The sequence below is a fragment of the Saccharothrix sp. HUAS TT1 genome, assembly GCF_040744945.1.
Taxonomy (GTDB): domain Bacteria; phylum Actinomycetota; class Actinomycetes; order Mycobacteriales; family Pseudonocardiaceae; genus Actinosynnema.
Genome location: NZ_CP160453.1, coordinates 1,742,187 through 1,766,652 on the forward strand (window position 1 = coordinate 1,742,187; position 24,466 = coordinate 1,766,652).

Genomic DNA, 24,466 nt, shown 5'->3' on the forward strand with positions numbered 1-24,466 from the left:
AGCTCGGTCGCGTGAAGGCGCTCAAGGCGTGTGTCGCCGTCCTCGCGGCAGGGGCTCTCCTCGTCGGTTGCGGCGCCGGCGAGTGGTCGGGCGACGTGGACTTCAAGGTCGTCAAGATCAACCCCGGGTACGAGTCGATGGGCGAGACCAAGCCCTCGTTCGTGAACCTGGAGATCGACCAGGAGCAGCCGGACGGGATCGAGCAGATCACCAGGACGGCCGCCGACCTCGACCAGTTCCCCGAGGGGATCGCGGTCGGCGACCTCGTGGTGTGCGCGGTGCGGCAGTCCGACGAGAGCGGGTTCGACCAGGAGGGCGTGCAGAGCGGGATCGGGCCCTGCCGCCTGCGCTGATCAGAACCAGGACCCGACCGTCCTGTCCCACGCCCAGCCGACGCCCTCCACCGCGTCGCGGCCCAGTTCCACCACGTCGCCGACACCGCCGACGACCACGTCCACGGTGTCGTTGAGGGCTTCCTTGCCGGTGTTGAGCAGACCGTTGCCCGCGTCGGACCAGTTGCCGTTCCACGCGTCGCGACCGGCGTTGTAGAGACCGGTCCCGGCGTCGGCCACCAGGTCCGCCGCGCCGACGGCCGTGCCGCCGACGAAGTCCACCACCGGCCCGACGCCGGGGAGGTGCGAGCCGGGCAGCGACGGGCCGAGCGGGTTCTCGTCCCAGTCCTGCGAGGTCACCGAACCGCCGTCGCCGGTCGCGATGCGGGCCAGGTTCTGCACCGACTCCGAGCCGGGCGCGTAGTACTGCGAGTGCGCGCCCAACGCCGAGGCGCCGTCGGTCGTGCCGAACGTCCTGGCGCCGAACCGCTCGTCGTACGGGCCGATCGAGGAGCCGTCCTCGGTGAACCAGGTCTGGCTGGTGCCCTGCACGACCGGGTCGTGCTCGGTCGCGCCGACGTACACGTGACCGGGACCGGCCGAGAGCTGGTCGACGTTGGACGCGCCGACGCCCGGCGAGCCGACGAACGCGATGTCGTCCGCCGCCAGGCCGTTCATGCCCGCGTAGCCGACCGTGGTGGAGCCGTAGGAGTGGCCGATCACGGTCAGGTGCTGGTGGTTGCCCGCCGCCTCGGCGGCCGCGCGGTAGCCGGCGACGTCGGCGACGAGGTTCGCGCCGCCCTCGCGGGCCTGCGCCGGGTTGTCCACCTCGCCGGGCGCCCAGCCGGGCGCGTCGTAGCCGAGCCACTGGATGGTGGCGTTGCCCTCCGCGCCCATGGCGGCACGCAGGTTCCCGGCCTGGTCGACGGAGAAGGCGTCCAGCGCGGAGCCGGTGCCGGGCACGCTCACCGCGACGTTCCGGGCGGTGTCGGGGTCGCCGTAGGCGATGGCGGTCGCGCCGTCACCACGCGGGCCGTACGGGTCCCAGGCCAGGACCCGGACGTCCGGCCTGCCCTCGGCGTTCAGCCAGCCGTTGCGCTCGGCGAGCTCTTCGGCCTGGTCGATGCTCTGCCGCACCCGCTCGGCGTTCTCGGCCTTGGTGGCGGCCTCCTGGCGCTGCTCGTTGAGCGACGCGTACTGCTCGTCGTTCAGCAGCGCGGTCATGTCCTCGGAGTCGGCCGGGTCCAGCCCCAGCTCCTCCGCCCGCGCGGCCAGCTGCGCGTCGAGCTGGTCGCGCTGCGCGCCGAAGCGCTGGGCGTCGTCCGCGATGCGCAAGCGGTTGGCCTCGTCCAGGACCCCCGACGGCAGACCGCGGAGCTGGCCCAGCTCCTGGAACCTGGTGCGCAGCAGCTCGTCCTGCTGCTCCTTGGACAGCGACTTCCACCAGGCGGCGACCTGCCTGGGGTCGGCGCCCGGCCCGGGGACGGTGGCGGTCGTGCGCACGGCCGCGACGGTGGTGGCCCAACCGGCGTCCCTGCCCGCCGTCTCCTCGAAACCGGGGCGGACCTTGCCGAGGGCGTCGGCGTAGGAGCGCAGGACGCGCTCGTAGCCGGTCTTGACGTTGTTCAGCTGCTCGTTGACGCGGTTGGCCAGCTCGCGGGTCTGCGCCTCGTCCAGCGCGGGTGAGCGACCGCGCCAGAAGTCGATCAGCTGGTCGGCGCTGCCGCGCATCTGCGCGTACGCGCGCGAGGCGGCCTGGACGATGTCCGCGCCCGCGCCGAGCCGTTCGCCGGCCACGGTCGCGGACCTCGTGGACAGCTCGGCGCGGGCGCCGAACTTCGCCGCCGAGTCGCCCCGCCAGCCGGAGGTCGCGGTGCTGCCGCCGCTGGAGACGGCCTGACCCGCGCGGCCGACGGCGCTCATCGCGCCGGTGATGGGGTCGGCGGCGGCCGCGACGCGGCCGGCGTCACCGGTGGCCAGCTGCCCGTACAGGACCTCGGGGTCGGTGAAGCTCACGCCATGCCCCCTTCGATGCCGCGGAACGAGGTGTGCGAATCGTCGTCCGCGCGCTGGTAGGAGTCGGCGTTCTCGTTCAGGCCGTCACCGGCGTCGCGGTACCAGGCGCTGCCGCGGCGCAGGTCGTCCGACTGCTCGCCGGACCACCTGGCCAGCGCGTCGACGAACTCCGCCGCCGCGGGCACCTGCCCCAGCGCGTCGGCGTCCAACCTGAGCATCGAGATCATCTCCGCGCCGTCCCCGGTCGCGTCCGCGCCCTCGTGGAACTCCTTGGACGCCGCGCGCAACGTCTCTGGTCGCACACCGAACACGATCGCCCACCCTTCGTGCCGCCAGCCGCTGGAGGTGCGACGCGGCGTCACCATCTTCGGTTCCCTCGGCCCCGTGGGCCAAGGAGGTGAAAGAAGACCCCCGGAAGTGATCACCCGAAGGTGATCTTGCCTACCTCGAACAGCAGTTCGATGATTAACACATGACAGTTTTGCTCACCACACCCAGGACGATCACTCTCCACCTCGTGCGGGAGGTGGCCACCAGGATGAGCGCGCTCCTGCTCGCCTTCCTGTCCCCGGCACCACCTCGCGCCCGCCACCGCGCCCTCTCACCGAGGGAGATCCGTTGGCAGCGCTGGAAGTCCGCCCTGGCCGCCCACGTGGCCACCGCCCTGCGCGCCCCCCTCGCACCGCACCCCACCCGATCGTCCCCACCCCACACCACCGCACCGGCCACCCCGACGTGGAGCCCACCGCACCCACCACCCCGAACGGCCCAATCCCCAACCCACCCCCACCACCGCCCCACCATCCACCCCCCACCCCCGAACCCCGTCCCCTCGCCGCCCATCAGGTGGCCAGAGGAGTGCGAGGCGTGGCCCGGCCCAACCCAATTCGCCACCGAGGAACTCGACCCAGCCGAACTCGACCTACCCACCCCAACCCCCCACCACCCCGACACCCCCGACCCCGACCCCGACCCCGACCCCTGGGAATTCCAAATCGGCGACCTCGCCCGCTGGTGGGAAGAAGCCGCAGCAAGACTCGACGCCGCCGCCCGCACCCAAGCCCACCAACACCAGCGGTGACCTCCTGGCACCCCCACCCCACCCTGCACACCAACCACAACACTCCTAACCAACCCCGCCCCCACCGCTGATCGCCCCCCACCCTCCTCACCTCGCCCTCCTCACCTCGCCCTCCTCACCTCGCCCTCCTCACCCCGCCCTGCCCACCCCGCCCTTCTCACCCCGCCCTGCCCACCCAGCCGCAACGGCCCGCGCCCAACCCCACGAGTGCCGGTGTTCGGCGTCGGCCTCCCGCCTGCCCGCCCGGCCGCCCAGCCGCAGCGGCCGTACCCAAGCCCGCGAGTGCCGGTGTCCGACATCCCAGCCCTCCCCGGCCAGCCCGCCCGGCCACCCAGCCGCAACGGCCCGCGCCCGGCCCGCGAGTGCCGGTGTCCGACACCTCGGCCCTCCTCTCCCCGCCCAGCCGCAGCGGCCCGCGAGTGCCGCTGGTCGACCCCCCGGCCCTCCCCGGCCAGCCCTGCCATAGCGGCCTGCCCCCAATCCCGCGAGCGTTGGTGGTGACGTTCCGGCACCTCGCAGCCTGCCCCCAAGCCTGCGAGTGCCGCTGGTCGACGGCCCGGTCCTCTCCGGCCCACCCTGCCCTGCCCTGCCGCAACGTCCTGCGCCCGGCCTGCGGATGCCGCTGGTCGATATCTCGGTCCGCCTCAGCTCACCTAGCCGCAGCGGCCCGTGCCCAAGCTCACCTGCACCCAACCCACCAGTACCAGTGACCCGCAGCCCGGCACTCCTCAGCCCGCCCAGCCGCCCGGCCTGCACCCAAGCCCGTGAGTACCGGTTGTTGCACCCCGGCACCTCGCAGCCTGCCCTGCGCACCGGCCGCAGCACCCCATAACCGAGCCCGCCACTGCCGGTGGCCGACAGCCCGACCCTCCTCGGCCGGTCCTGCCCGCCCGGCCGCAACAACCCGCACCCGAGTCCTCCCGCACCCGAGCCCTCCAGTGCCGGTGGCCGGCAGCCCGATCTCCTTAGCCCACCCGGTCGCAGCGGCCTGTGCCCGAGTCCGCCTATGCCCGAGGCCGTGAGCGCCGGTGGTTGATGTGCGGCAACCTCGGCTTGTCCTGCGCACCGGCCGCAGTGCCCCGTGGCCGAACCCGCCAGTGCCAGCGGCGACGTCTGGCACCGCTCAGCCCGTCCTGCGCGCCTGGTCGCGGCGGCGTGGATCGAGCCTGCTGGCGCCGGTGGTGAAAGTCCGGTGTCCGTGGGCCTTGGCCGGCGAGGGCGAACGCGGCGGTGTGTGGTGCGCCCGCCACTGCCCGGTGGTAGCGGTCCGGGGCGCGAGTCGGCGGCCGTCTAGGTGAGCGGTCAGGTTGTCGGTGGTCGGAGGGCACCGGCGGGGCCGTCCCTGCGTCGGTAGGTGGGAACGCCGCCCATCGGCCACCAACCCGACGGGCCCGTGCGGCACGATGGCCGCGCACCGATCGACTCGACTGGAGGCTGGACCGTGCCAGGAGGTTGGACCACCCAGCGGTGGACCGAGGTCTTCACCGCGCAGGCGGAGATGTTCCGGGCGGCGGTCGGGAAGGCCGACCCCACCGCCAAGGTGCCCAGCTGCCCCGGCTGGACGTTCACCGACCTGACCCTGCACGTCGGCAGGTTCCTCGAAACCTCCCTCGACTACCTCCGCACCGGCAGCACCGTCCAGCTCCGCCTCCCCCGGCCCCCCGCCGAGGTGGAGCCGCTGGCCTACCTGGACGAGCAGCTGGCCAAGGCCGCCGAGCTGCTGCCGACCACCCCCGGCAACCGGACGGCCTGGACGTTCTCGCCCGCCGCGCCCGACCTGGCCTGGGTGTGGCACCGCCGCATCGCGCACGAGCTGGACCTGCGCCGCTGGGACGCCCAGGCCGCGCTGCGCGAACTGGTGGTCGGTGACGCGGACTTCGCCGTCGACGGCATCGAGGAGGCGTTGACCACCCTCCTCGCCGCCAAGTACGCCACCGACGTGCCCCTGACCACCAGGGGCAGCGCCCTGGTCCAGCTCACCGACGTGCCCGAGTCCTGGGTGGTGACCTTCACCCCCGGCGTCGTGCCGGAGGTGCGGGCGGCCTGGCCGGGTGAGGAGGCGGACCTGGTGGTCAGCGGTGAGGCGCAGCTCGTGCACTACGGCCTGTGGGGCCGCCTCCCGCTCAAGCACACCGGCGACGAGCGGGTCTGGTACGCGCTGAAGCTGGACTGAGCGTGCGTTTGGTCACGTCACGGGGGTCCTGATGGGGGTGGTAGCACCCCCATCAGCCTTACACTCGGTGGTGCAGCCCGCCCTCGTCGCTAGGGAGCAACCCGGTGGTCTCTGACCATTCAGCAACCGGCCGCACCGACCCCGAAACCCAGGAAGAGCGAGAACCCCGCGAAGAATGCGGTGTGTTCGGCGTCTGGGCACCCGGAGAAGACGTCTCGAAGCTCACCTACTACGGCCTGTACGCCCTCCAGCACCGCGGCCAGGAAGCCGCGGGCATCTCGGTGGGCGACGGCAGCCAGGTGGTGGTCTTCAAGGACCTCGGTCTGGTCAGCCAGGTGTTCGACGAGCAGGTGCTGCAGTCGCTGCGCGGCCACGTCGCGGTCGGCCACTGCCGCTACTCCACCACCGGCTCCACGACGTGGGAGAACGCGCAGCCCACGTTCCGCACCACGGCCACCGGCTCCGGCCTGTCCCTCGGCCACAACGGCAACCTGGTGAACACCGCCGAGCTGCTGGCGAAGGCCCGCGAGGTCGGCGTCGACACCGGCCACGGCGCGACCACCGACTCCGACCTGGTGTGCGGCCTGCTGGCCGCGCAGGCCGCCGACATCGGCATCGAGCAGGCGGCCATGCGGCTGCTGCCGACGCTGCGCGGCGCGTTCTGCCTCGTGTTCTCCGACGAGTCCACCCTCTACGCGGCCCGCGACCCGCAGGGCGTCCGCCCGCTGGTGCTCGGCCGGCTGGAGCGCGGCTGGGTCGTCGCCAGCGAGACCGCCGCCCTGGACATCGTCGGCGCGTCGTTCGTCCGCGAGGTCGAGCCGGGCGAGCTGATCGCGATCGACGAGAACGGCCTGCGGTCCAGCCGGTTCGCCAACCCCGAGCCCAAGGGCTGCATCTTCGAGTACGTCTACCTGGCCCGCCCGGACACCACGATCGCCGGCCGCTCGGTGCACGCCACCAGGGTCGAGATCGGCCGCCGGCTCGCGGTCGAGCACCCGGTGGAGGCCGACCTGGTCATCCCGGTGCCCGAGTCCGGCACCCCCGCCGCCATCGGCTACGCCCAGGCCAGCGGCATCCCCTACGGCTCGGGCCTGGTCAAGAACGCCTACGTCGGCCGCACGTTCATCCAGCCGTCGCAGACGATCCGCCAGCTGGGCATCCGGCTGAAGCTCAACCCGCTGCGCGACGTGATCCGCGGCAAGCGCCTGGTCGTGGTGGACGACTCGATCGTCCGCGGCAACACGCAGCGCGCCCTGGTGCGGATGCTGCGCGAGGCGGGTGCGCTGGAGGTGCACGTGCGGATCGCGTCGCCGCCGGTCAAGTGGCCGTGCTTCTACGGCATCGACTTCGCCTCGCGGGCCGAGCTGATCGCCAACGGCCTGGACACCGACGGCATCCGCCGCTCGGTCGGCGCCGACTCGCTGGGCTACGTGTCGCTGGAGGAGCTGATCTCGGCCAGCGAGCAGCCCAAGTCGCGGCTGTGCTGCGCGTGCTTCGACGGCGACTACCCGATCCCGCTGCCCGAGGACGCGTTGATCGGCAAGCACCTGCTGGAGGGGATCAGGGGCGTCTCGGGCTCGGCCGCTCCCGTTCTGACGAACGGGTACGGTGCCGAGGACGCCCTGCAACGGCCCTGAGTGACGGCAAGCCGGGCGCGCGCCCGGATGAACAGTTGCCCTGAAAGTGGAGCACAGAGACGTGACGGACAGCGCCAAGGCGACCTACGCCGCAGCTGGAGTAAGCATCGAAGCCGGCGACGAGGCGGTGGAGAAGCTCAAGCCGTGGGCGGCGAAGGCGCAGCGTCCCGAAGTGCTCGGCGGCATCGGCGGCTTCGCGGGGTTGTTCCAGCTCAAGCTCGACCGCTGGAAGGAGCCGGTGCTCGCGTCCTCGACCGACGGCGTCGGCACCAAGATCGCGGTCGCGCAGGCGATGGACAAGCACGACACGGTCGGCATCGACCTGGTCGCGATGGTCGTCGACGACCTGGTGGTGTGCGGCGCGGAGCCGCTGTTCATGCAGGACTACATCGCGATCGGCCAGGTCGTGCCGGACAAGGTGGCCGCCCTGGTCAAGGGCATCTCCGAGGGCTGCGTGCAGGCGGGCTGCGCGCTGCTGGGCGGCGAGACCGCCGAGCACCCCGGCCTGATGGGCGCGAACGACTACGACATCTCCGGCACGGGCGTCGGCGTGGTCGAGGCGTCCGCCATGCTCGGCCCGGACCGGGTGCGCGCGGGTGACGTGGTGATCGCCATGGGCTCGTCCGGCCTGCACTCGAACGGGTACTCCTTGGCGCGGCACGTGCTGCTGGACATCGCCCGGATGCCGCTGGAGGGCCACGTCGAGGAGTTCGGCCGCACCCTCGGCGAGGAGATGCTGGAGCCGACCCGGATCTACGCCAAGGACTGCCTGGCGCTGGCCGCCGAGGCGGAGGTCCGGACGTTCGCGCACGTCACCGGCGGTGGCCTGGCCGCGAACCTGGCCCGCGTGCTGCCCGAGGGCCTGCGCGCCGAGCTGAACCGCGGCACCTGGACGCCCGCGCCCGTGTTCGCCCTGATCGCCCAGCGCGGCCGGGTCGAGCGCGAGGAGATGGAGAAGACGTTCAACATGGGCGTCGGCATGGTCGCCGTGGTCGCGCCCGAGGACGTCGACCGGTCGCTGGCCGTGCTCACCGCCCGCCACGTGCCCGCGTGGGTGCTCGGCGACGTGGTCCGCTCCGACCAGCCGGGCGCCGCCCTGGTGGGCGACCACCCGCGTTTCTGATCCCGGCAACCCCCGGCGGTCGTCGCCCGTACTAAGCGGCGACCGAGGAGGGTGAGTGGAACGCGATCGCGAGTTCGGTGAGTTCGTCGACGCCCGCGCGCTGGTGATGCGGAGGACCGCGTACCTGCTGTGCGGCGACTGGCACCGCGCCGAGGACCTGGTCCAGACGGCGCTGACCAAGCTGTACGTCGCCTGGCCGCGGGTGCGTCGGCACAGCGTCGACGCCTACGCCCGCAAGGTGCTGGTGCGGGTGGCGATCGACGAGCGCCGGCGCGGGTTCCGGAGCCGGGAGACGGTGGTCGACGCGGTGCCGGAGACCTCGGCCCCCGGCGCCGCGCCCGCCGACCTGGACATGCGCCGGGCGCTGGCCGCGCTGCCGTCGGGGCAGCGCACCGTCGTGGTGCTCCGCTACTGGGAGGACCTGAGCGTCACCGAAACCGCCCGTCTGCTCGGTCGATCCGAAGGCACCGTGAAGAGCCAGGCGGCCAAGGGGCTTGCCGCGCTGCGCGAACTTCTCGGTCGCCACGTCTTCGAGGAGCAGCGATGACCGACATCAAGCGATCCCTGGCCGCGGCGTTCGAGGACGAGCCGCCGCTGACCATCGACAAGGCGGCGATCCTGCGCGACGGCCGGCGCAAGGCGACCTTCCGCCGCGGCTACGCGGCCGTCGCCGTGCTCGCCACCGTGACCGCGGTGGCCGTCCCCGCGGTGCTCTGGTCCGGAGCCGGGGGTGGCAGCGGCGGGGTTCAAGCGGCGACCGAGGGGGCCTCGACCACGGCGCCACCGCTGACCACCGGTTCCGCGCCGGTCACCACCACCGGGCAACCCGCGGTCTCGTCCACCACCAGGCCCGGCTCGTCGAACCCCCCGTCGTCGTTCGAGATGCCGAAGCCCCCCAAGCCGGTGACCCCCGAGCGGGCGAGCCAGCTGGGCGCGCTGCTCGCCGCGTCGGGGGCGATCCCGGCGGACGCGCGGGCCGAGGCGGTGCCGCAGGACCCGATGGACCCGTGGACGTTCCGCATCAGCAACTCCAACGCGTACCTGTCGTTCATGAACGTCACCACGTCGGTGGGCCGGGGGTCGCTGCTGCTGCACCTGTACCCGGGTGACGCGAGGTGCGACGTCCTGGACACCACGTGCCAGGAGGTGCCGCACGACGGCAGGACCGTGGCGGTGTCCACGCAGGAGCACGACGGCGTCACCCTGATCACGGTCCGGACGGCCACGCCCGACGGCGCGGTGATGTCGGCGCAGACGTCGAACAGCAGCGACAAGGCCACCGGCAACGGGACCCCGCCGCCGCTCACCCCCGAGCAGCTGACAAAGATCGCGACTTCACCGGGCTTCACCTTCTAACCTGTGGGGGTGGCTGAGGACTTGGTCGTGACGCGGACGCTGGTGGTGCCGGCGGCCGAGTTGAGCGAGCGGTTCTCCCGGTCGTCCGGACCCGGTGGCCAGGGCGTGAACACGGCGGACAGCCGGGTCGAGCTGAGCTTCGACCTGGCTGCCTCGCCGTCCGTGCCGGGCTGGTTGCGCGCGCGGATGCTCGACCGGCTGGCGAAGCGGCTGGTGGACGGCGTGCTCACGGTCGCCGCGAGCGAGCACCGGGCGCAGCTGCAGAACCGGCAGGCGGCCCGGGAGCGGTTGGCCCGGCTGCTGCGGGACGCGGCCGCCGCGCCCGCGCCGGTGCGCCGGGCGACGAAGCCGACCAAGGGGTCGAAGGAGCGCCGGATCGCGGAGAAGAAGCGCCGGGCGCAGACGAAGCAGGGTCGGCGCGCCGGCGGTGGCTGGGACTGAGCGGGACTCCCGCGTCCGGGTGGACCGGGTCGGTTGTCGGCGCCCCGGGCTAGGGTCCCCGGCGTGACCGAGCCCGAGTTCCTGACCACGGCCCGCACCGCCTACGACACCGTCGCCCGCAGCTACGCCGACCTCGTGCGCGGCCTGCTCGCCGAGAACCCGGCGGACCGGGCGGTCCTCGGGCTGTTCGCCGAGCTGGTGACCGGCCGGGTCGCGGACGTCGGGTGCGGACCCGGGCGGATCTCCGCGCACCTCAAGCACCTGGGCGTGGACGTGTTCGGCGTCGACCTGTCGCCGGAGATGGTCGCCGTGGCCCGCCGCGACCACCCGGACCTGCGGTTCGAGGTCGGTTCGATGCTCGACCTCGACCTGCCGGACGGCTCGCTGGGCGGCGCGCTGGCCTGGTACTCGGCGATCCACGTGCCGTGGGACCGGCACCCGGCGGTGTTCGCCGAGTTCCACCGCGTCCTCGCGCCCGGCGGCCTGCTGCTGATGGCGTTCCAGATCGGCGACGAGCTCAGGCACTTCGACCACGGCTACGGGCACGACATCCAGCTCGACCTGTACCGGCTCGACCCCGACAAGCTGCTCGGGCAGCTCGCGGACGCCGGGTTCGAGCCGCACACCCGCCTGGAGCGGCAGCCGGTCGACCCCCAGTGGGAGAAGACGCCGCAGGGCTACCTGATCGTGCGCAAGGCCGGGGCGTAGCGGCGCCGGGGCGGTGGGCGCCTAGCCGGGGTCCCGGGCCATCGCCGCCGCGCGGCGGGCGAGCGCGGCGGCGGCGGTCCGCAGTTCCGGCGGGTCCAGCACCTGCACGTCGAAGCGCAGCCGGGCGACGTGCACGGCCAGCCACTCCAGGTCGTCGCCGCCGACGACCAGCACGCACCACCCGTCCCGGTCCTCCTCGACCCGCCCGACCTGCGGCGGCACCTGTTCCCGCACCTGCTCGGGCCGGGCGCGCACCCGGACCCTGGCCAGGTGCCGGTACGGCGCGGCGGTGACCGACCGCTGCACGTGGGCCGCCGGGTCCGGGTGCTCCCGCGGCCGGAACCGCCAGGTCGTCGCGACCAGGTCGAGCACCCGGTCCAGCCGGAACGTGCGCCAGTCGTCCCGGTCGACGTCCCACGCCATCAGGTACCAGCGGCGGCCGGTGGACACCACCCGCACCGGCTCGACCGTCCGCTCCCGCTCACCGCCGGCGCGACCCGGGTACCGGAACCGCACCCGCACCGAGTCGCGGCACGCGCGCGCCAGCGCGACCAGCAGCTCCGCGTCGATCTCCACCCCCGCGCCGGTCAGCACCTCGGTGGCGTCGTGCACCGCCCGCACCTCGGCGCGCAGCCGGGGCGGCATCACCTGGTCCAGCTTCGCGAGCGCCCGCAGCGCCGCCTCGGCCGCGCCGGCCACCGTGCCGCCGGACGCCACCCGCAGGGACACCGCCGTCGCGATGGCCTCCTCGTCGTCGAGCAGCAGCGGCGGCAGCCGGGCGCCCGCGCCCAGCTGGTAGCCGCCACCGACGCCCGCCGTCGCGTGCACCGGGTAGCCGATCGCCCGCAGCCGCTCCACGTCCCGGCGCACCGAGCGGTCGGTGACGCCCAGCTCGGCGGCCAGCTCGGCGGCGGTCCACGTCGCCCGCCGCTGGAGCAGCGCCAGCAACCGCAGCACCCGTTCGGTGGTGGCCTCGACCGTCACGCGCCCGATCGTGCCACGGATCGCGGAACGACCCTGTCCGCTATCCACGTCAGACTCGTGCCATGACCGACCGAACCCGTGAAGTCCAGATCACCTTCGACGCCGCCGACCCGGCGGGCCTGGCCGCCTTCTGGGCCGAAGTCCTCGGCTACCGGCTCCAGGACCCGCCGCGGGGCTTCGGGTCGTGGGAGCAGGCGCTGGAGGCGATGGGCGTGCCGCCGGAGCGCCGCAACGACGCCTCGGCGCTGCTCGACCCCGCCGGTTCCGGGCCGCGGCTGTTCTTCCAGAAGGTGCCGGAGGGCAAGCAGGCCAAGAACCGCGTGCACCTGGACGTGCGGGCCGCGCCGGGGCTCCAGGGCGACGAGCGGATGGCGGCGCTGGAGGAGGAGGCCGAGCGGCTGGTCTCACTCGGCGCGACCCGGCTCCGGCGCTTCGAGCCCGCGCCACCGCTCGCGGCCGGGCACATCGTGCTGACCGACCCCGAGGGCAACGAGTTCTGCCTGGACTGACGGCTAGCGCAGCAGCCCGTCGAGCAGGGTGTCGAGACCGGCCTTGAGGGTCGCGGCCCCGACGCCCCGGTGCGCCACCAGGTTCGCCGCCAGCGGCGCGAGCAGGGCGTCCGCAGTGACCGCCGCGTCCACGCCCGGCCTGGCCTGGGCGATCAGCAGGGTCAGGTGGCGGTGGTGCGCGTCGTACGCGCCGCCGAACCGGGCGAACGGCCCGGCGGTCTCGGCCAGCAGGAGCAGGTCGAGCTGGGCGAGGGTGCGGTCCACCAGCGCGTGCAGGAACGCCCGGACCCGGTCCGCGGCCGGCGCGCCGGGGCCGAGCGGGGGCGGACCGGTCAGGAACGCGGCCTGGAACTCGCGCTCGGAGGCGTCGATCAACGCGTGGGCCAGGCCGGAGCGGTCGCCGAAGCGCCGGTAGAGGGTGCCGACGCCCACCCCGGACGCGGCGGCGACGTCGGCCATGGCCAGGCCCTCGATGCCGCGTTCGGCCACCAGGTCGGTGGCGGCGGCCAGGATCTTCGCCCGGTTCTTGGCGGCGTCGGCCCGCTCCCGCGTCACCGGAGCACCCTAACCCGTACCTGGACAACCGGAACTGGTTCCGCTTACCCTGAACCGGAACCAGTTCCGGTTATAGGGGGCACCGTGCTCGAAGGCAGATCAGCGCTGGTCACGGGCGGCAGCCGAGGGATCGGGGCGGCCATCGCCAAGCGGTTGGCCCGCGACGGCGCGAACGTGGCCATCACGTACGAGAAGTCCGAGGACCGGGCTCGGGCCGTGGTCGAGGAGATGGCGGCCACGGGGGTGCGGGCGCTGGCCGTGCGGGCCGAAGCGACCGACGTCGCCGCCCTGCGCGCGGCGGTGGACCGGGTCGTGGCGGCGTTCGGCGGGGTGGACGTCCTGGTGAACAACGCGGGCGTCGCCCCGTTCGGGCCGTTCGAGGACGTCACCGCCGAGGAGGTCGACCGCGTCCTGGCGATCCACGCGCGGGCGGCGTTCGTGCTGGCGCAGGCCGTGGCGCCGCACATGGGCGCGGGCGGGCGGATCGTCGGCATCGGCAGCAGCCTCGTCGAGCGGGTGCCCGACCCCGGCTGGGCGCTCTACGCGATGAGCAAGTCGGCGCTGGTCGGGCTGACCAGGGGGCTGGCCCGCGACCTCGGACCGCGCGGCATCACGGTCAACCTGGTGCACCCCGGCTCGACCGACACCGAGATGAACCCGCCGACGGCCCGGACGCCGACGCCGAGCGCCGCCACACCGCGCTCGGCCGGTACTGCGACCCCGAGGACGTCGCCGCGACGGTCGCGCACCTCGTCGGCGACGGCGGGCGCAGCACCACCGGTGCGGCGTTCGTCGTGGACGCGGGGGCGGTGGCCTAGCCGTGGCCTGGTTGCTGCTGGTCGGGGCGGCGCTGCTGGAGGTCGTGTGGGCCACGGCGCTGGGTCGGTCCGAGGGGTTCACCTGGCCGTGGCCGACGGTGGTCGGCGTCGCGGCGGCCGTGACGAGCTTCGCCCTGCTCGCGATCGCGATGCGGCAGCTGCCCGTCGGCACGGCCTACGCGGTGTGGGTCGGGCTCGGCGCGGTCGGGGTGGTGCTGGTGGGCGTAGTCGCCTCGGGTGAGGGCGCGTCACCGCTGCGGCTGGCGTGCCTGGCGCTGATCGTCCTCGGGGTCGTGGGCCTCAAGCTGACCTGACCCGGGGCGGCGCGGTGGTCGAGCGGACCACCAGCGACGGGCGCAGCAGGTGGCGCACCGGCTCCTCGCGCTCGCCCCGCACCCGTTGCAGCAGCGCTTCGGCGGCGAGCCGGCCGAACTCGTTGCGCGGCTGGTCGACCGTGGTCAGCGAGACGTGCCGCAGGGCGGCCAGCGAGGTGTTGTCGTAACCGACCACCGAGACGTCCCGCGGCACGCGGAAACCGGCCTCCTCCAACGCGGAGATCGCCCCGACGGCGTTGAAGTCGTTGCACGAGACGATCGCCGTGGGCACGTCGCCCAGCAGGCCCGCCACCGCCCGCGCGCCGGCCGCGTCGGTGTACTCGCTGGCCACCACCCGCGGCGCGAGGCCGTGGGCCGCCATCGCGGCCAGGTAACCGCGCCGGCGCGGCCCGGCCTGCGTGCCGCCGCCGCCGTCCAGGTGCGCGATCCTCTTGTGCCCCAACGACACCAGGTGGTCGACGGCCAGCGCGATGCCGCGCCCGCCGTCGTCGTTGACGGTGTCCACAGTGGCCAGTCGGGACGAGCGCGCCACCAGCACCACCGGCGCCTGGTCCGCCGCCCGGCCGATGTCCGCGGTCGGCACCACCGGCGACAGCAGGGCCAGCCCCGCCGGTCGGAACGACAGCAGGCTGCGCAGCGCCCGCCGCTCCCGCGCCGGGCTGCGACCGCCGGTGTTGACGATCAGGTCGAAGCCGTGCCCGGTCGCCACCGCGTCGAGCCCGTCCACCACCTCGGCGAAGAACGCGTTGTGCAGGTCCGACACCATCACGCCGAGCACGTGCGACGTGCGGCTGGCCAACGACCGCGCCATGGCGTGCGGCGAGTACCCCAGCTCCTCGGCGGCCCTGAGCACCGCGGCCCGGCGCTGATCGCTCACCTTGGGTGATCCCCGCATGACCAGTGACACCAGCGCGCGGGACACCCCGGCGCGCGCCGCCACGTCTTCCATCGTGGGTCTGACCACCGGCGTCCCCTCACGAGCGCGTCCCGCACCTTGACACCCGTGTGACGGAGGTTACAGCATTGGAGCGCTCCAACGAATAGAGCGCTCTAACGCGAGACCGCCTCTACCAGGACGGAGACCAGCAGGATGCGCATCGGAGTTGCCGGAGTCGGTCGGATCGGCACCATGCACGCCACCAACCTGGCCGCCCTCGACGAGGTGGACGAGGTGCTGCTGTTCGACCCGGTGCCCGGCCGAGCGGCGCGGGCGTCGGCCGGTTTGCCCGGCACCCGGAGCGTGGCCGACCTCGACGCGCTGCTCACCGCCAGTGACGGCGTCCTGCTGGCCACGCCCACGACGACGCACCCGGCGCTGCTGCGCGCGGCGATCGCGGCGGGCGTGCCGGCGCTGTGCGAGAAGCCGATCGCGAGCGACCTGGACGAGATGCGCGCGCTGGTGGACGAGGTGGAGGCGTCCGGGGTGGAGGTGCTGGTCGGGTTCCAGCGCCGGTTCGACCCGGCGGTGTCCGAGCTGCACCGGCGCGTCCGGGCGGGCGAGGTCGGCGACGTCTACCTGGTCCGCGCGCTGGGCAACGACGCCCGGCCGCCCGACCTCGGCTACCTGCCGAACTCCGGCGGCATCTTCCGCGACCTGCTGATCCACGACCTGGACGCGGTGCCGTGGCTGGTCGGCGAGCCGGTGGTGGAGGTGTACGCGTCGGGGTCGGTGCTGGTCGACCGGGCCTTCGCGGACGCCGACGACGTGGACAACGCCGTGGTGCTGCTGAAGTTCGCGGGCGGCGCGCACGCCACCCTCGCCGGCGGCAGGCACGACCCGCTCGGCTACGACCACCGGATCGAGGTGCTGGGCAGCCGGGACTCGCTGGCCGTCGGCCTCGACCCGCGCACGCCGCTGACGTCGCTGGAGCCGGGGGGACCGCGGGTCGCGGCCGACGCCTACCCGGGCTTCCCGGAGCGCTTCCACCGCGCCTACCTCACCGAGGTGGCCACGTTCGCGCAGGTCGTGGCGGGCACGGTGGCGAACCCGTCGCCCGCGCGGGAGAGTCTGATCAGCCTCCGGCTCGCCGAGGCGTGCGAGCAGTCACGGCGTTCGGGCGCCCCGGTCCGAGTGCAGGCGGAGGTGATCGCGTGAAGATCGCTGGTGCGCCGATCTCCTGGGGTGTCTGCGAGGTACCGGGTTGGGGCAGGGTGCTCGAACCCGCGACCGTGCTGGACCAGATGGCGTCGCTGGGACTGCGGGCCACCGAACTCGGTCCACCCGACTACCTGCCCACCGACCCCGCCGAGCTGACCGCCCTGCTGGCCGAGCACGACCTGGCACTGGTCGGCGGTTTCCTCGCCGTGCCCCTCCACACCGGCGAGCAGTCCACAGTGGACCAGACCATCGCGCTGCTGGCCGCCGCCGGCGCGGAAGTCCTGGTGCTGGCCGCCGCCACCGGGCTCGACGGCTACGACGAGCGCCCGGCGCTCACCGACGACGAGTGGCGCACCCTGATCGCCACCGCCGCCGCCATCCGCGACCGGGCGCGGCAGCACGGTTTGCGCACCGTGCTGCACCCGCACGTCGGCACGCACGTCGAGCGGGCCGCCGAGGTGGAGCGGTTCCTCGCCGACTCGGACCTGGACCTCTGCCTGGACACCGGCCACCTCCTGATCGGCGGCACGGACCCGGTCGACCTGGCCCGCCGCCACCCCCGCCGGATCGGGCACGTGCACCTCAAGGACGTGCGGGCGGACATCGCGGCGACCGTGCGCGAAGGGGACGTCGGCTACATGTCCGCCGTGCAGCAGCGCATGTACGTGCCGCTGGGCGACGGCGACGTGGACGTGGCCGCCCTGGTGGCGCTCCTGCGCGAAACGGGCTACACCGGCTGGTGCGTCCTGGAGCAGGACACCGCCCTCGGCGACGACAGCCCGCCCGACACCCCGGTGCGCGACACCGCGCGCAGCCTCGCGCACCTCACCCGGCTCACCGACAACTGAACCGCCACAGCGAGGAGAGACGATGACGTCCGCTCGAAAGCCACCGCGAACGGGACCGGTCCGGATCGGACTGGCGCTGACCGGGCTCGCGCTGCTGGCCGCGTGCAGCGGTCCCGCCGCGCAGGACACCCGGAGCACCGGGACCGGCGCGGCCCAGGCGCCTGCCGGTGACCTGAAGGTCGCGGTCGTGACCCACGGCACGGCGGGCGACGCGTTCTGGAACGTGGTGAAGAACGGCGCGACCGACGCGGGCGAGCAGCTCGGCGTCACCGTCGACTACAACTCCGACGGCGACCCCGGCCGGCAGTCCACGCTGATCGACAACGCGGTGTCGCAGCAGGTCGGCGGCATCGTGGTGTCGATGGCCAACCCGGACGCGCTGCGCACGTCGATCGAGAAGGCGGTCGCCGCGGGCATCCCGGTCGTCACCATCAACTCCGGCTCGGACAAGAGCGCGTCGTTCGGCGCGCTGGCGCACGTCGGCCAGGAGGAGGGCATCGCCGGCGAGCAGGCCGGGCGGAAGCTGAAGGAGGCGGGCAAGGCGAAGCTGCTGTGCGTGATCCACGAGGCGGGCAACATCGGCCTCAACCAGCGCTGCGACGGCGCGCGCGCCGGCTTCGGCGGTGCGGTGACCAACCTCCAGGTGGACATCAACAACCCGACCGACGTGGAGTCGCGGATCAGGGGCGCGCTGCAGACCGACCCCTCGGTGGACGCGGTGCTCGCGCTGAACCCGCAGGTCGCGGTGTCGTCGGTGAGCGCGGTCAAGGGCGCGTCCTCGACGGCCGCGGTCGCCACGTTCGACCTGAACGCCGACGTCACCACCGCGATCAAGGCCGGTGACGTGCTGTTCGCGGTCGACCAGCAGCAGTACGAGCAGGGCTACCTGCCGATCGTGATGCTCAAGCTCTACCGCGACAACGCCAACACCGTCGGCGGCGGCAAGCCGGTCCTCACCGGACCCGGTTTCGTCGACGGGTCCAACGTGGACGAAGTGGCCGAGTACGCCGAGCGCGGCACCCGCTGAGGAGGACGCCCGTGACTCCCGCACCACCGGACGAGCGCGTCCGCCCGCCCCGGCTGCTCGACCGGCTGGTGGTCCGGCCGGAGATCGGCTCGCTGCTCGGCGCGCTGCTGGTCTTCACGTTCTTCTCGCTGGTGACCGAGCGGTTCCTCAGCGCGGGCGGGGTGGCGACGTGGCTGGACGACGCGTCCACGCTCGGCATCATGGCGGTCGCGGTGGCGCTGCTGATGGTCGGTGGCGAGTTCGACCTGTCGGCCGGCGTGCTGACCGCGTCGACGGCGCTGGTCACGGCGGTGCTGGCGACCCGGCTCGGCTGGAACACGTGGCTCGCGCTGCTCGCGTCGCTGGTGTTCGCGCTGGCCGTCGGCGCGCTGAACGGCTGGCTGGTGGTGCGCACCGGGCTGCCCAGCTTCATCGTCACGCTGGGCACGTTCCTGGCGCTGCAGGGCCTGAACCTCGGCGTGACCCGGCTGGTGACCGGCACCGTGCAGGTGTCCGGCATGAGGTCGGCCGACGGCTACGCGTCGGCCGGGTTCCTGTTCGCCTCGACGGTCACGTTCGGCGGCTCGGCGTTCTACGTGTCGATCGCGTGGTGGGCGCTGGTCACGGTCGTCGCGGCGGTCGTGCTGCTGCGCACCCGGTTCGGCAACTGGGTCTTCGCGGTCGGCGGGTCCGCGGTGTCGGCGCGGGCGGTCGGCGTGCCCGTCGCGCGCACCAAGGTGCTGCTGTTCATGACCACGGCGGGCGCGGCGTGGCTGGTCGGGTCGATCAACATCCTGCGGTTCACCAGCGTGCAGGCCAACCAGGGCATCGGGCTGGAGTTCCAGTTCATCATCGCCGCGGTGATCGGAGGGTGCCTGCTGACCGGCGGGTTCGGCTCGGCCGTCGGCGCGGCGATCGGCGCGCTGATCTTCGGCATGGCCCGGCAGGGCATCGTCTACGCGAACTGGAACTCGGACTGGTTCCAGCTGTTCCTCGGCGTGATGCTGCTGGCGGCCGTGCTGGTCAACAACGCCCTGCGGCGGCGGGCGGAGAGGGTGCGGCGATGAGTTCCCCGACCGGACGGGCACTGCTGGAGGTGCGCGGCATCGGCAAGACCTACGGCAGCGTGATCGCGCTGCGGGACGTCTCGACCTCGGTCGGCGCGGGCGAGGTGACGTGCGTGCTCGGCGACAACGGCGCGGGCAAGTCGACGCTGATCAAGGTGCTGTCGGGCGTGCACCGGCACGACGAGGGCGAGTTCCTGGTCGGTGGCGAGCCGGTCCGGTTCGCCTCGCCGCGCGACGCGCTCGACCGGGGCATCGCCACCGTCCACCAGGACCTCGCGGTGGTGCCGCTGATGAGCGTGTGGCGCAACTTCTTCCTCGGGTCGGAGCCGACCACCGGGTTCGGCCCGTTCCGGGTGCTGGACCGCCGGCGGGCCAGGGCCGTGACGCGGGAGGCGCTGGCCGGGCTCGGCATCGACCTGCGGGACGTGGAGCAGCCGGTGGGCACGCTGTCCGGCGGCGAGCGGCAGTGCGTGGCGATCGCGCGGGCCGTGCACTTCGGGGCGAAGGTGCTGATCCTGGACGAGCCGACGGCGGCGCTCGGGGTGAAGCAGGCGGGGATCGTGCTCAAGCAGGTGGCGCGGGCCCGGGACCGCGGGCTCGGCGTCGTGCTGATCACCCACAACCCGCACCACGCGTACCCGGTCGGCGACCGGTTCCTGCTGCTGAAGCGGGGGCGCGTGCTGGGCGCGCACGAGAAGTCGCGGATCAGCCTGGACGAGCTGACCCGGCAGATGGCGGGCGGCGCCGAGCTGGAGGCGCTGGAGCACGAGCTGCGCGGGGGCGACGGGTGACGGTCGAGGTGCTGACCGTCGGCCGGGTCGGGGTCGACCTCTACCCGGAGCAGAGCGGCGTGCCGCTGGCGGAGGTGCGCACGTTCGCCAAGTCGCTGGGCGGGACGGCGACGAACGTGGCGGTCGCGGCGGCGCGGCTGGGCCGGCGGGCGGCGGTGCTGACCAAGGTGGGCCCGGACGGGTTCGGGCCCTACGTGCGGTCGGCGCTGGAGTCGTTCGGCGTGTCGGCGGAGTTCGTCGGCACCGCGCCGGGCCTGCGGACGCCCGTGGTGTTCTGCGCGCTGGACCCGCCGGAGGACCCGCCGCTGCTGTTCTACCGCTCGCCCCTCGCGCCGGACCTGGCGCTCGTGCCGGACGACGTGCCGTGGGACCTGGTGGCCTCCGTGCCGCTGCTGTGGGTGACCGGGACGGGCGTCTCCGCGTCGCCCGCCCGGGAGACGCAGCGGCTGGTCCTGGAGCGCCGCGGCCGGCGCGCGCACACCGTGCTGGACCTCGACCACCGGCCGGTGTTCTGGCCGGACGTGCCGACCGCGCGGCGGGAGATCGGCTGGATGCTCGACCACGTGACGGTGGCCGTCGGCAACCGGGCCGAGGTGGAGGTCGCGGTGGGCACGTCCGACCCGGCGGAGGCCGCCGCGCGGCTGCTGGACCGGGGCGTCGAGCTCGCGGTCGTGAAGCAGGGCGGTGACGGCGTGCTGGTCGCGACCGCCGCCGGTTCGTGGACCGTGCCGCCGCACCCGGTGGACGTGGTCTGCGGGCTGGGCGCCGGTGACGCGTTCGGCGGCGCGCTGGCCCACGGCCTGCTGGCGGGGTGGGAGCCGGCCCGGATCGCCCGCTACGCGAACGTCGCGGGCGCCCTGGTGGCGGGCCGGCTGGCCTGCGCCGACGCCATGCCCACCCCGGCCGAGATCGAGGACCTGCTGTGACCCGGTCCGGGCTGATCACCGACGAGCGGTGGTCGGACCTGCTGGTCACCAGGGCGACCGACCCGACCGCCATCCGCCGCGCCTACCAGGCACGTCGGCGGCGCGCCCGGCTGCTGTCCGAGCGGGGCACGCTGTTCCTGGTGGCGGCCGACCACCCGGCCCGCGGCGCGCTCGGCGTCGGCGGCGACCCGCTGGCGATGGCCGACCGGCGGTCGCTGCTGGACCGGCTGCTCACCGCGCTGGCGAACCCGGCGGTGGACGGCGTGCTCGGCACACCGGACGTGATCGAGGAGCTGCTGCTGCTCGACGGCCTGCACGACAAGGTCGTCATCGGCTCGATGAACCGCGGCGGCCTGGCGGGCGCGGACTGGGAGATCGACGACCGGTTCACCGCCTACGACCCCGCGTCCATCGCGGGCAGCGGCCTGGACGGCGGCAAGATGCTGCTGCGGCTGGTCGACGCCGACCCCGGCACCGCGCCGACGCTGGAGAGCTGCGCGGCGGCGGTGTCGGCGCTCGCCGAGCGCGGCCTGGTGGCGCTGGTCGAGCCGCTGCCGCACGTGCGGGACGCGGCGGGCGAGCTGGTGCTGCAGCGGGACGCCGCCGCGCTGGCGCGGGCCGCGAGCGTGGCCGCCGGGTTGGGCGCGACGTCGGCGTTCACCTGGCTCAAGCTGCCGCCGTCGCCGGACGAGGTGCTGGGCGCGACCACGCTGCCCGCCCTCGTGCTGGGTGGCGTGCCGTCCGCGCGCCTGGACGACGACCTGGCGTCGTGGGGCCGGTCCCTGCGCCACCCGACCGTGCGCGGGCTGGTCGTCGGGCGGGCCCTGCTCTACCCACCGGACGGCGACGTGCCCGCCGCCGTCGAAGCCGCTGCCCGGGTGCTGCGCACGGCGCACGAGGGCCGGGACGTGAGAAGGGGAGCCGGAACATGAGCCTGCACCGCCCGCTCGGCACGTTGTCCGAAGGGGAGAACGCCGTCGAACTCACCCCCGACGCCGCCGGGTGGAACTACACCGGGTTGCGGGTGTTGTTGCTGCACCCCGGTGGGACGACCACTTTCGAGACCGGTGACTGCGAGGCGTTCGTGCTGCCGCTGTCCGGCGGCTGCGTGGTCGAGGTCGACGGCGAGCGCTTCGAGCTGCGCGGCCGCGATTCGGTGTTCAGCCGCGTCACGGACTTCGCCTACGTGCCGCGGGACGCGGAGGTGCGGTTGCACACCGGTGGCGGTGTCGAGGTCGCGCTGCCGATGGCCCGCTGCGAGCGCAGGCTCACGCCGAGGTACGGGCCGGCCGAGGACGTCCCGGTCGAGGTCAGGGGCGCGGGCAGCGCCACCCGCCAGGTCACCAACTTCGGCGTGCCCGGCGCCTGGGACCACGCCGACCGGCTGGTGGCGTGCGAGCTGATCACCCCGGACGGCAACTGGTCGTCCTACCCGCCGCACAAGCACGACCACACCTGCGAGGTCGTCAACGAGGAGGTCTACTACTTCCGCATCGCCGGCCGGGACCAGGTCACCCCGTCGCGCGAGGGGTTCGGCTTCCACCGCACCTACACCGACGACGGCGGGATCGACGAGGACGTCGTGGTCCGCGACGGCGACGTCTTCCTGGTACCGCGCGGCTACCACGGCCCGTGCGTCGCCGCCCCCGGCTACCCCATGTACTACCTGAACGTGCTGGCCGGACCGGGCGCCGAGCGGTCCACGGCGTTCTGCGACGACCCCGCGCACGCCTGGGTCCGCGACACCTGGCCGGCCCTGGCGACCGACCCCCGCTGCCCCGTGACGAGCGCGGGAGGGCGGGTCGGATGAGGCTCACCACGGCCCAGGCGCTGGTCCGCTGGCTGCTCGCCCAGCGCACCGAGCTGCCCGACGGCGCCCGCGCGCCGCTGTTCCCCGGCGTGTTCGCGATCTTCGGCCACGGCAACGTCCTCGGCCTCGGCAACGCCCTGGAGGAGGTCCGCGCCGAGCTGCCGGTCTGGCGCGGCCACAACGAGCAGGGCATGGCGCTGGCCGCGGTCGGCGTCGCCAAGGCCACCCACCGCCGCCAGGTCGGCGTCGCCACCTCGTCCATCGGGCCGGGCGCGCTGAACATGGTCACCGCCGCCGGCGTCGCGCACGCCAACCGCCTGCCGCTGCTCCTGCTGCCCGGCGACGCGTTCACCAGCCGCGCGCCCGACCCGGTGCTGCAGCAGGTCGAGCACTTCGGCGACCCGACCACCACGGTCAACGACGCGTTCCGCGCGGTCAGCAGGCTGTTCGACCGGATCACCCGCCCCGAGCAGCTGCTGAGCACCCTGCCGCAGGTGGCCCGGGTGCTCACCGACCCGGCCGACTGCGGCCCGGTCGTGCTCGCCCTGCCGCAGGACGTGCAGGCCGAGTCGTTCGACTTCCCGGACGCCCTGTTCGCCCCGGTCCTGCACCGCCCGCCGCGCCCCCGCCCGGACACCCGCGCCCTCGCCGACGCCGCCGACGCCCTCCGCCGGGCCCGCAGGCCGCTGCTGGTCCTGGGCGGCGGCGTCCGCTACTCGCGGGCCGCGGGCCGGGCGATCCGCTTCGCCGAGCGGCACGCCGTCCCGGTCGCCGAGACCACCGCCGGCCGCACGCTCGTCCCGCACGACCACCCGCTGCACGCCGGGCCGCTCGGCGTCACCGGCTCCACCTCGGCCAACGCCCTGGCCGCGGGCGCCGACGTGGTCCTGGCCGCCGGCACCCGGCTGCAGGACTTCACCACCGCGTCGTGGACGGTGTTCGCGCCCGACGTCCGGGTCGTCTCGCTGAACGCGGCGCGGTTCGACGCGGTCAAGCACGGCGCGCTGGCCGTGGTGGCCGACGCCGACGAGGGCCTGCGCGAGCTGACCGACGCGCTCGGCGACTGGCGGGCCGACCCGGCGTGGGCGGCGCGGGCGGCGGAGGAGCGGTCGAAGTGGGACGCGCACGTCGACGGGCTGCGCGCGCCCGGCGGGGTCCCGACGTACGCGCAGGTGGTGGGCGTGGTCAACGACCTGTCCACGGCCGAGGACTACGTGCTGACGGCGTCCGGCGGCCTGCCCGGCGAGCTGGTCGGCGGCTGGCGCGCCCTCGGCGAGGCGACCATGGACGTCGAGTACGGGTTCTCCTGCATGGGCTACGAGCTGGCCGGCGCGTGGGGCGCGGCGATCGCCCGGCCCGGCGGCGTGGTCACCGCGCTCGTCGGCGACGGCTCGTACCTGATGCTCAACTCGGAGCTGTTCTCGGCGGCGTTCGCCGGGCACGGCTTCGTGGCCGTGGTCTGCGACAACGACGGCTACGCGGTCATCGACCGGCTCCAGACCGGCCAGGGCGGCGCGGCCTTCAACAACCTCTACGCCGACGTCCGCACCGCGCACGCCCACCCGCCGCGCGTCGACTTCGCCGCCCACGCCGCCTCGATGGGCTGCGCGACGTTCCCGGTGGCCGACCTCGACGGCCTGCGCGACGCCTACCGCCGGGCCAGGGAGGTCGCGAGGACCGAGCGCCGCCCGGCCGTCGTCGTGCTCCGCACCCACCCGTCCGCGTGGACCGAGGCGGGCGCGTGGTGGGAGGTCGGCGTGCCGGAGGTGGCCCACCGCCCGGACGTCGCCGCGGCGCGCGAGGACGCCGCCGCCGGCAAGTCCCGGCAGCTCCGCTACCTCTGACCGGCCCC

At 74.1% G+C, this 24,466-nt stretch carries 23 protein-coding genes and 2 pseudogenes; 20 read left to right on the forward strand and 5 right to left on the reverse strand.

Features of this window, described 5'->3' with window-relative positions; translation table 11 throughout:
- Positions 1 to 11 precede the first annotated feature (11 nt).
- The gene (locus AB0F89_RS08565; RefSeq protein WP_367134305.1) at positions 12 to 353 is read left to right on the forward strand and encodes a hypothetical protein; all 342 of its coding nucleotides are present in this window, start codon (positions 12 to 14) and stop codon (positions 351 to 353) included.
- Here the strand turns inward: AB0F89_RS08565 and AB0F89_RS08570 are convergent, their stop codons facing one another.
- Positions 354 to 2,348 carry an alpha/beta hydrolase gene (locus AB0F89_RS08570; RefSeq protein WP_367134307.1) on the reverse strand — a complete coding sequence of 665 codons (1,995 nt, stop codon included), beginning with the start codon at positions 2,346 to 2,348 and terminating at the stop codon, positions 354 to 356.
- Positions 2,345 to 2,713, reverse strand: coding sequence for a hypothetical protein (locus tag AB0F89_RS08575; RefSeq protein ID WP_367134309.1), 369 nt, complete (start codon positions 2,711 to 2,713; stop codon positions 2,345 to 2,347). Before AB0F89_RS08575 ends, AB0F89_RS08570 begins: the two co-directional genes overlap by 4 nt.
- A 2,157-nt stretch (positions 2,714 to 4,870) precedes the next feature.
- On the opposite strand from AB0F89_RS08575, the gene AB0F89_RS08580 reads away from it, so the two are divergent.
- The 7 genes from AB0F89_RS08580 (at position 4,871) to AB0F89_RS08610 (ending at position 10,867) form a co-directional block, all read left to right on the forward strand.
- A complete protein-coding gene (locus tag AB0F89_RS08580) occupies positions 4,871 to 5,602 on the forward strand; it encodes a maleylpyruvate isomerase N-terminal domain-containing protein (RefSeq protein ID WP_367134311.1) in 732 nt (243 codons plus the stop codon).
- 104 nt (positions 5,603 to 5,706) lie between these two features.
- Positions 5,707 to 7,239, forward strand: a complete 1,533-nt coding sequence (gene purF, locus AB0F89_RS08585; protein WP_367134313.1) for an amidophosphoribosyltransferase — start codon at positions 5,707 to 5,709, stop codon at positions 7,237 to 7,239.
- Between the two features lie 61 nt (positions 7,240 to 7,300).
- Positions 7,301 to 8,362 carry a phosphoribosylformylglycinamidine cyclo-ligase gene (gene purM, locus AB0F89_RS08590; RefSeq protein WP_367134315.1) on the forward strand — a complete coding sequence of 354 codons (1,062 nt, stop codon included), beginning with the start codon at positions 7,301 to 7,303 and terminating at the stop codon, positions 8,360 to 8,362.
- 55 nt (positions 8,363 to 8,417) lie between these two features.
- Positions 8,418 to 8,909 (forward strand): SigE family RNA polymerase sigma factor, encoded by a 492-nt coding sequence (locus AB0F89_RS08595; RefSeq protein ID WP_367134317.1) that lies wholly within the window; start codon positions 8,418 to 8,420, stop codon positions 8,907 to 8,909.
- The gene (locus AB0F89_RS08600) at positions 8,906 to 9,718 is read left to right on the forward strand and encodes a hypothetical protein (RefSeq protein WP_367134319.1); all 813 of its coding nucleotides are present in this window, start codon (positions 8,906 to 8,908) and stop codon (positions 9,716 to 9,718) included. Before AB0F89_RS08595 ends, AB0F89_RS08600 begins: the two co-directional genes overlap by 4 nt.
- Positions 9,719 to 9,727: 9 nt before the next feature.
- Positions 9,728 to 10,159 (forward strand): alternative ribosome rescue aminoacyl-tRNA hydrolase ArfB, encoded by a 432-nt coding sequence (gene arfB / locus AB0F89_RS08605; protein WP_367134321.1) that lies wholly within the window; start codon positions 9,728 to 9,730, stop codon positions 10,157 to 10,159.
- Between the two features lie 63 nt (positions 10,160 to 10,222).
- Entirely contained in the window at positions 10,223 to 10,867 is a 645-nt protein-coding gene (locus AB0F89_RS08610; RefSeq protein ID WP_367134323.1) for a class I SAM-dependent methyltransferase, read from the forward strand.
- Between the two features lie 21 nt (positions 10,868 to 10,888).
- Here AB0F89_RS08610 and AB0F89_RS08615 read toward each other — a convergent pair whose 3' ends face one another.
- Positions 10,889 to 11,851: a helix-turn-helix transcriptional regulator gene (locus tag AB0F89_RS08615; protein ID WP_367134326.1), complete on the reverse strand. Its 963-nt coding sequence runs from the start codon at positions 11,849 to 11,851 to the stop codon at positions 10,889 to 10,891.
- A gap of 62 nt (positions 11,852 to 11,913) precedes the next feature.
- Between AB0F89_RS08615 and AB0F89_RS08620 the strand changes: the two genes are divergently transcribed.
- The gene (locus AB0F89_RS08620) at positions 11,914 to 12,360 is read left to right on the forward strand and encodes a VOC family protein (protein ID WP_367134328.1); all 447 of its coding nucleotides are present in this window, start codon (positions 11,914 to 11,916) and stop codon (positions 12,358 to 12,360) included.
- Between the two features lie 3 nt (positions 12,361 to 12,363).
- On the opposite strand, the gene AB0F89_RS08625 is transcribed toward AB0F89_RS08620, so the two are convergent.
- Complete coding sequence (locus AB0F89_RS08625; RefSeq protein ID WP_367134329.1) at positions 12,364 to 12,915, reverse strand: TetR/AcrR family transcriptional regulator; 552 nt, start codon at positions 12,913 to 12,915, stop codon at positions 12,364 to 12,366.
- Positions 12,916 to 12,999: 84 nt separating this feature from the next.
- On the opposite strand from AB0F89_RS08625, the pseudogene AB0F89_RS08630 reads away from it, so the two are divergent.
- Both AB0F89_RS08630 and AB0F89_RS08635 read left to right on the forward strand, forming a co-directional pair.
- Positions 13,000 to 13,733, forward strand: a pseudogene (locus tag AB0F89_RS08630) (SDR family NAD(P)-dependent oxidoreductase).
- Between the two features lie 2 nt (positions 13,734 to 13,735).
- Entirely contained in the window at positions 13,736 to 14,047 is a 312-nt protein-coding gene (locus tag AB0F89_RS08635; RefSeq protein WP_367134331.1) for a multidrug efflux SMR transporter, read from the forward strand.
- On the opposite strand, the gene AB0F89_RS08640 is transcribed toward AB0F89_RS08635, so the two are convergent.
- The gene (locus AB0F89_RS08640; protein WP_367134333.1) at positions 14,034 to 15,032 is read right to left on the reverse strand and encodes a LacI family DNA-binding transcriptional regulator; all 999 of its coding nucleotides are present in this window, start codon (positions 15,030 to 15,032) and stop codon (positions 14,034 to 14,036) included. The genes AB0F89_RS08635 and AB0F89_RS08640 overlap by 14 nt on opposite strands.
- A 114-nt stretch (positions 15,033 to 15,146) precedes the next feature.
- Here AB0F89_RS08640 and AB0F89_RS08645 point away from each other — a divergent pair.
- From AB0F89_RS08645 to iolD, 9 genes and pseudogenes are all read left to right on the forward strand, one after another.
- Positions 15,147 to 16,163 (forward strand): annotated as a pseudogene (locus tag AB0F89_RS08645) (Gfo/Idh/MocA family oxidoreductase); the annotation flags it as partial.
- Positions 16,160 to 17,014, forward strand: a complete 855-nt coding sequence (locus AB0F89_RS08650; protein ID WP_367134335.1) for a TIM barrel protein — start codon at positions 16,160 to 16,162, stop codon at positions 17,012 to 17,014. The pseudogene AB0F89_RS08645 and the gene AB0F89_RS08650, both read left to right, overlap by 4 nt.
- A 22-nt stretch (positions 17,015 to 17,036) precedes the next feature.
- The gene (locus tag AB0F89_RS08655) at positions 17,037 to 18,041 is read left to right on the forward strand and encodes a sugar ABC transporter substrate-binding protein (RefSeq protein ID WP_367134337.1); all 1,005 of its coding nucleotides are present in this window, start codon (positions 17,037 to 17,039) and stop codon (positions 18,039 to 18,041) included.
- Between the two features lie 11 nt (positions 18,042 to 18,052).
- Positions 18,053 to 19,087, forward strand: coding sequence for an ABC transporter permease (locus tag AB0F89_RS08660; protein WP_367134339.1), 1,035 nt, complete (start codon positions 18,053 to 18,055; stop codon positions 19,085 to 19,087).
- Positions 19,084 to 19,878: an ATP-binding cassette domain-containing protein gene (locus AB0F89_RS08665; protein ID WP_367134341.1), complete on the forward strand. Its 795-nt coding sequence runs from the start codon at positions 19,084 to 19,086 to the stop codon at positions 19,876 to 19,878. Before AB0F89_RS08660 ends, AB0F89_RS08665 begins: the two co-directional genes overlap by 4 nt.
- On the forward strand, positions 19,875 to 20,804 hold the full coding sequence (gene iolC, locus AB0F89_RS08670; RefSeq protein WP_367134343.1) for a 5-dehydro-2-deoxygluconokinase: 930 nt from the start codon (positions 19,875 to 19,877) through the stop codon (positions 20,802 to 20,804). Before AB0F89_RS08665 ends, iolC begins: the two co-directional genes overlap by 4 nt.
- Positions 20,801 to 21,736 (forward strand): aldolase, encoded by a 936-nt coding sequence (locus AB0F89_RS08675; protein WP_367134345.1) that lies wholly within the window; start codon positions 20,801 to 20,803, stop codon positions 21,734 to 21,736. Before iolC ends, AB0F89_RS08675 begins: the two co-directional genes overlap by 4 nt.
- A complete protein-coding gene (gene iolB, locus AB0F89_RS08680; protein ID WP_367134347.1) occupies positions 21,733 to 22,614 on the forward strand; it encodes a 5-deoxy-glucuronate isomerase in 882 nt (293 codons plus the stop codon). Before AB0F89_RS08675 ends, iolB begins: the two co-directional genes overlap by 4 nt.
- On the forward strand, positions 22,611 to 24,458 hold the full coding sequence (iolD, locus tag AB0F89_RS08685; RefSeq protein ID WP_367134349.1) for a 3D-(3,5/4)-trihydroxycyclohexane-1,2-dione acylhydrolase (decyclizing): 1,848 nt from the start codon (positions 22,611 to 22,613) through the stop codon (positions 24,456 to 24,458). Before iolB ends, iolD begins: the two co-directional genes overlap by 4 nt.
- The last annotated feature ends 8 nt before the right edge of the window (positions 24,459 to 24,466 follow it).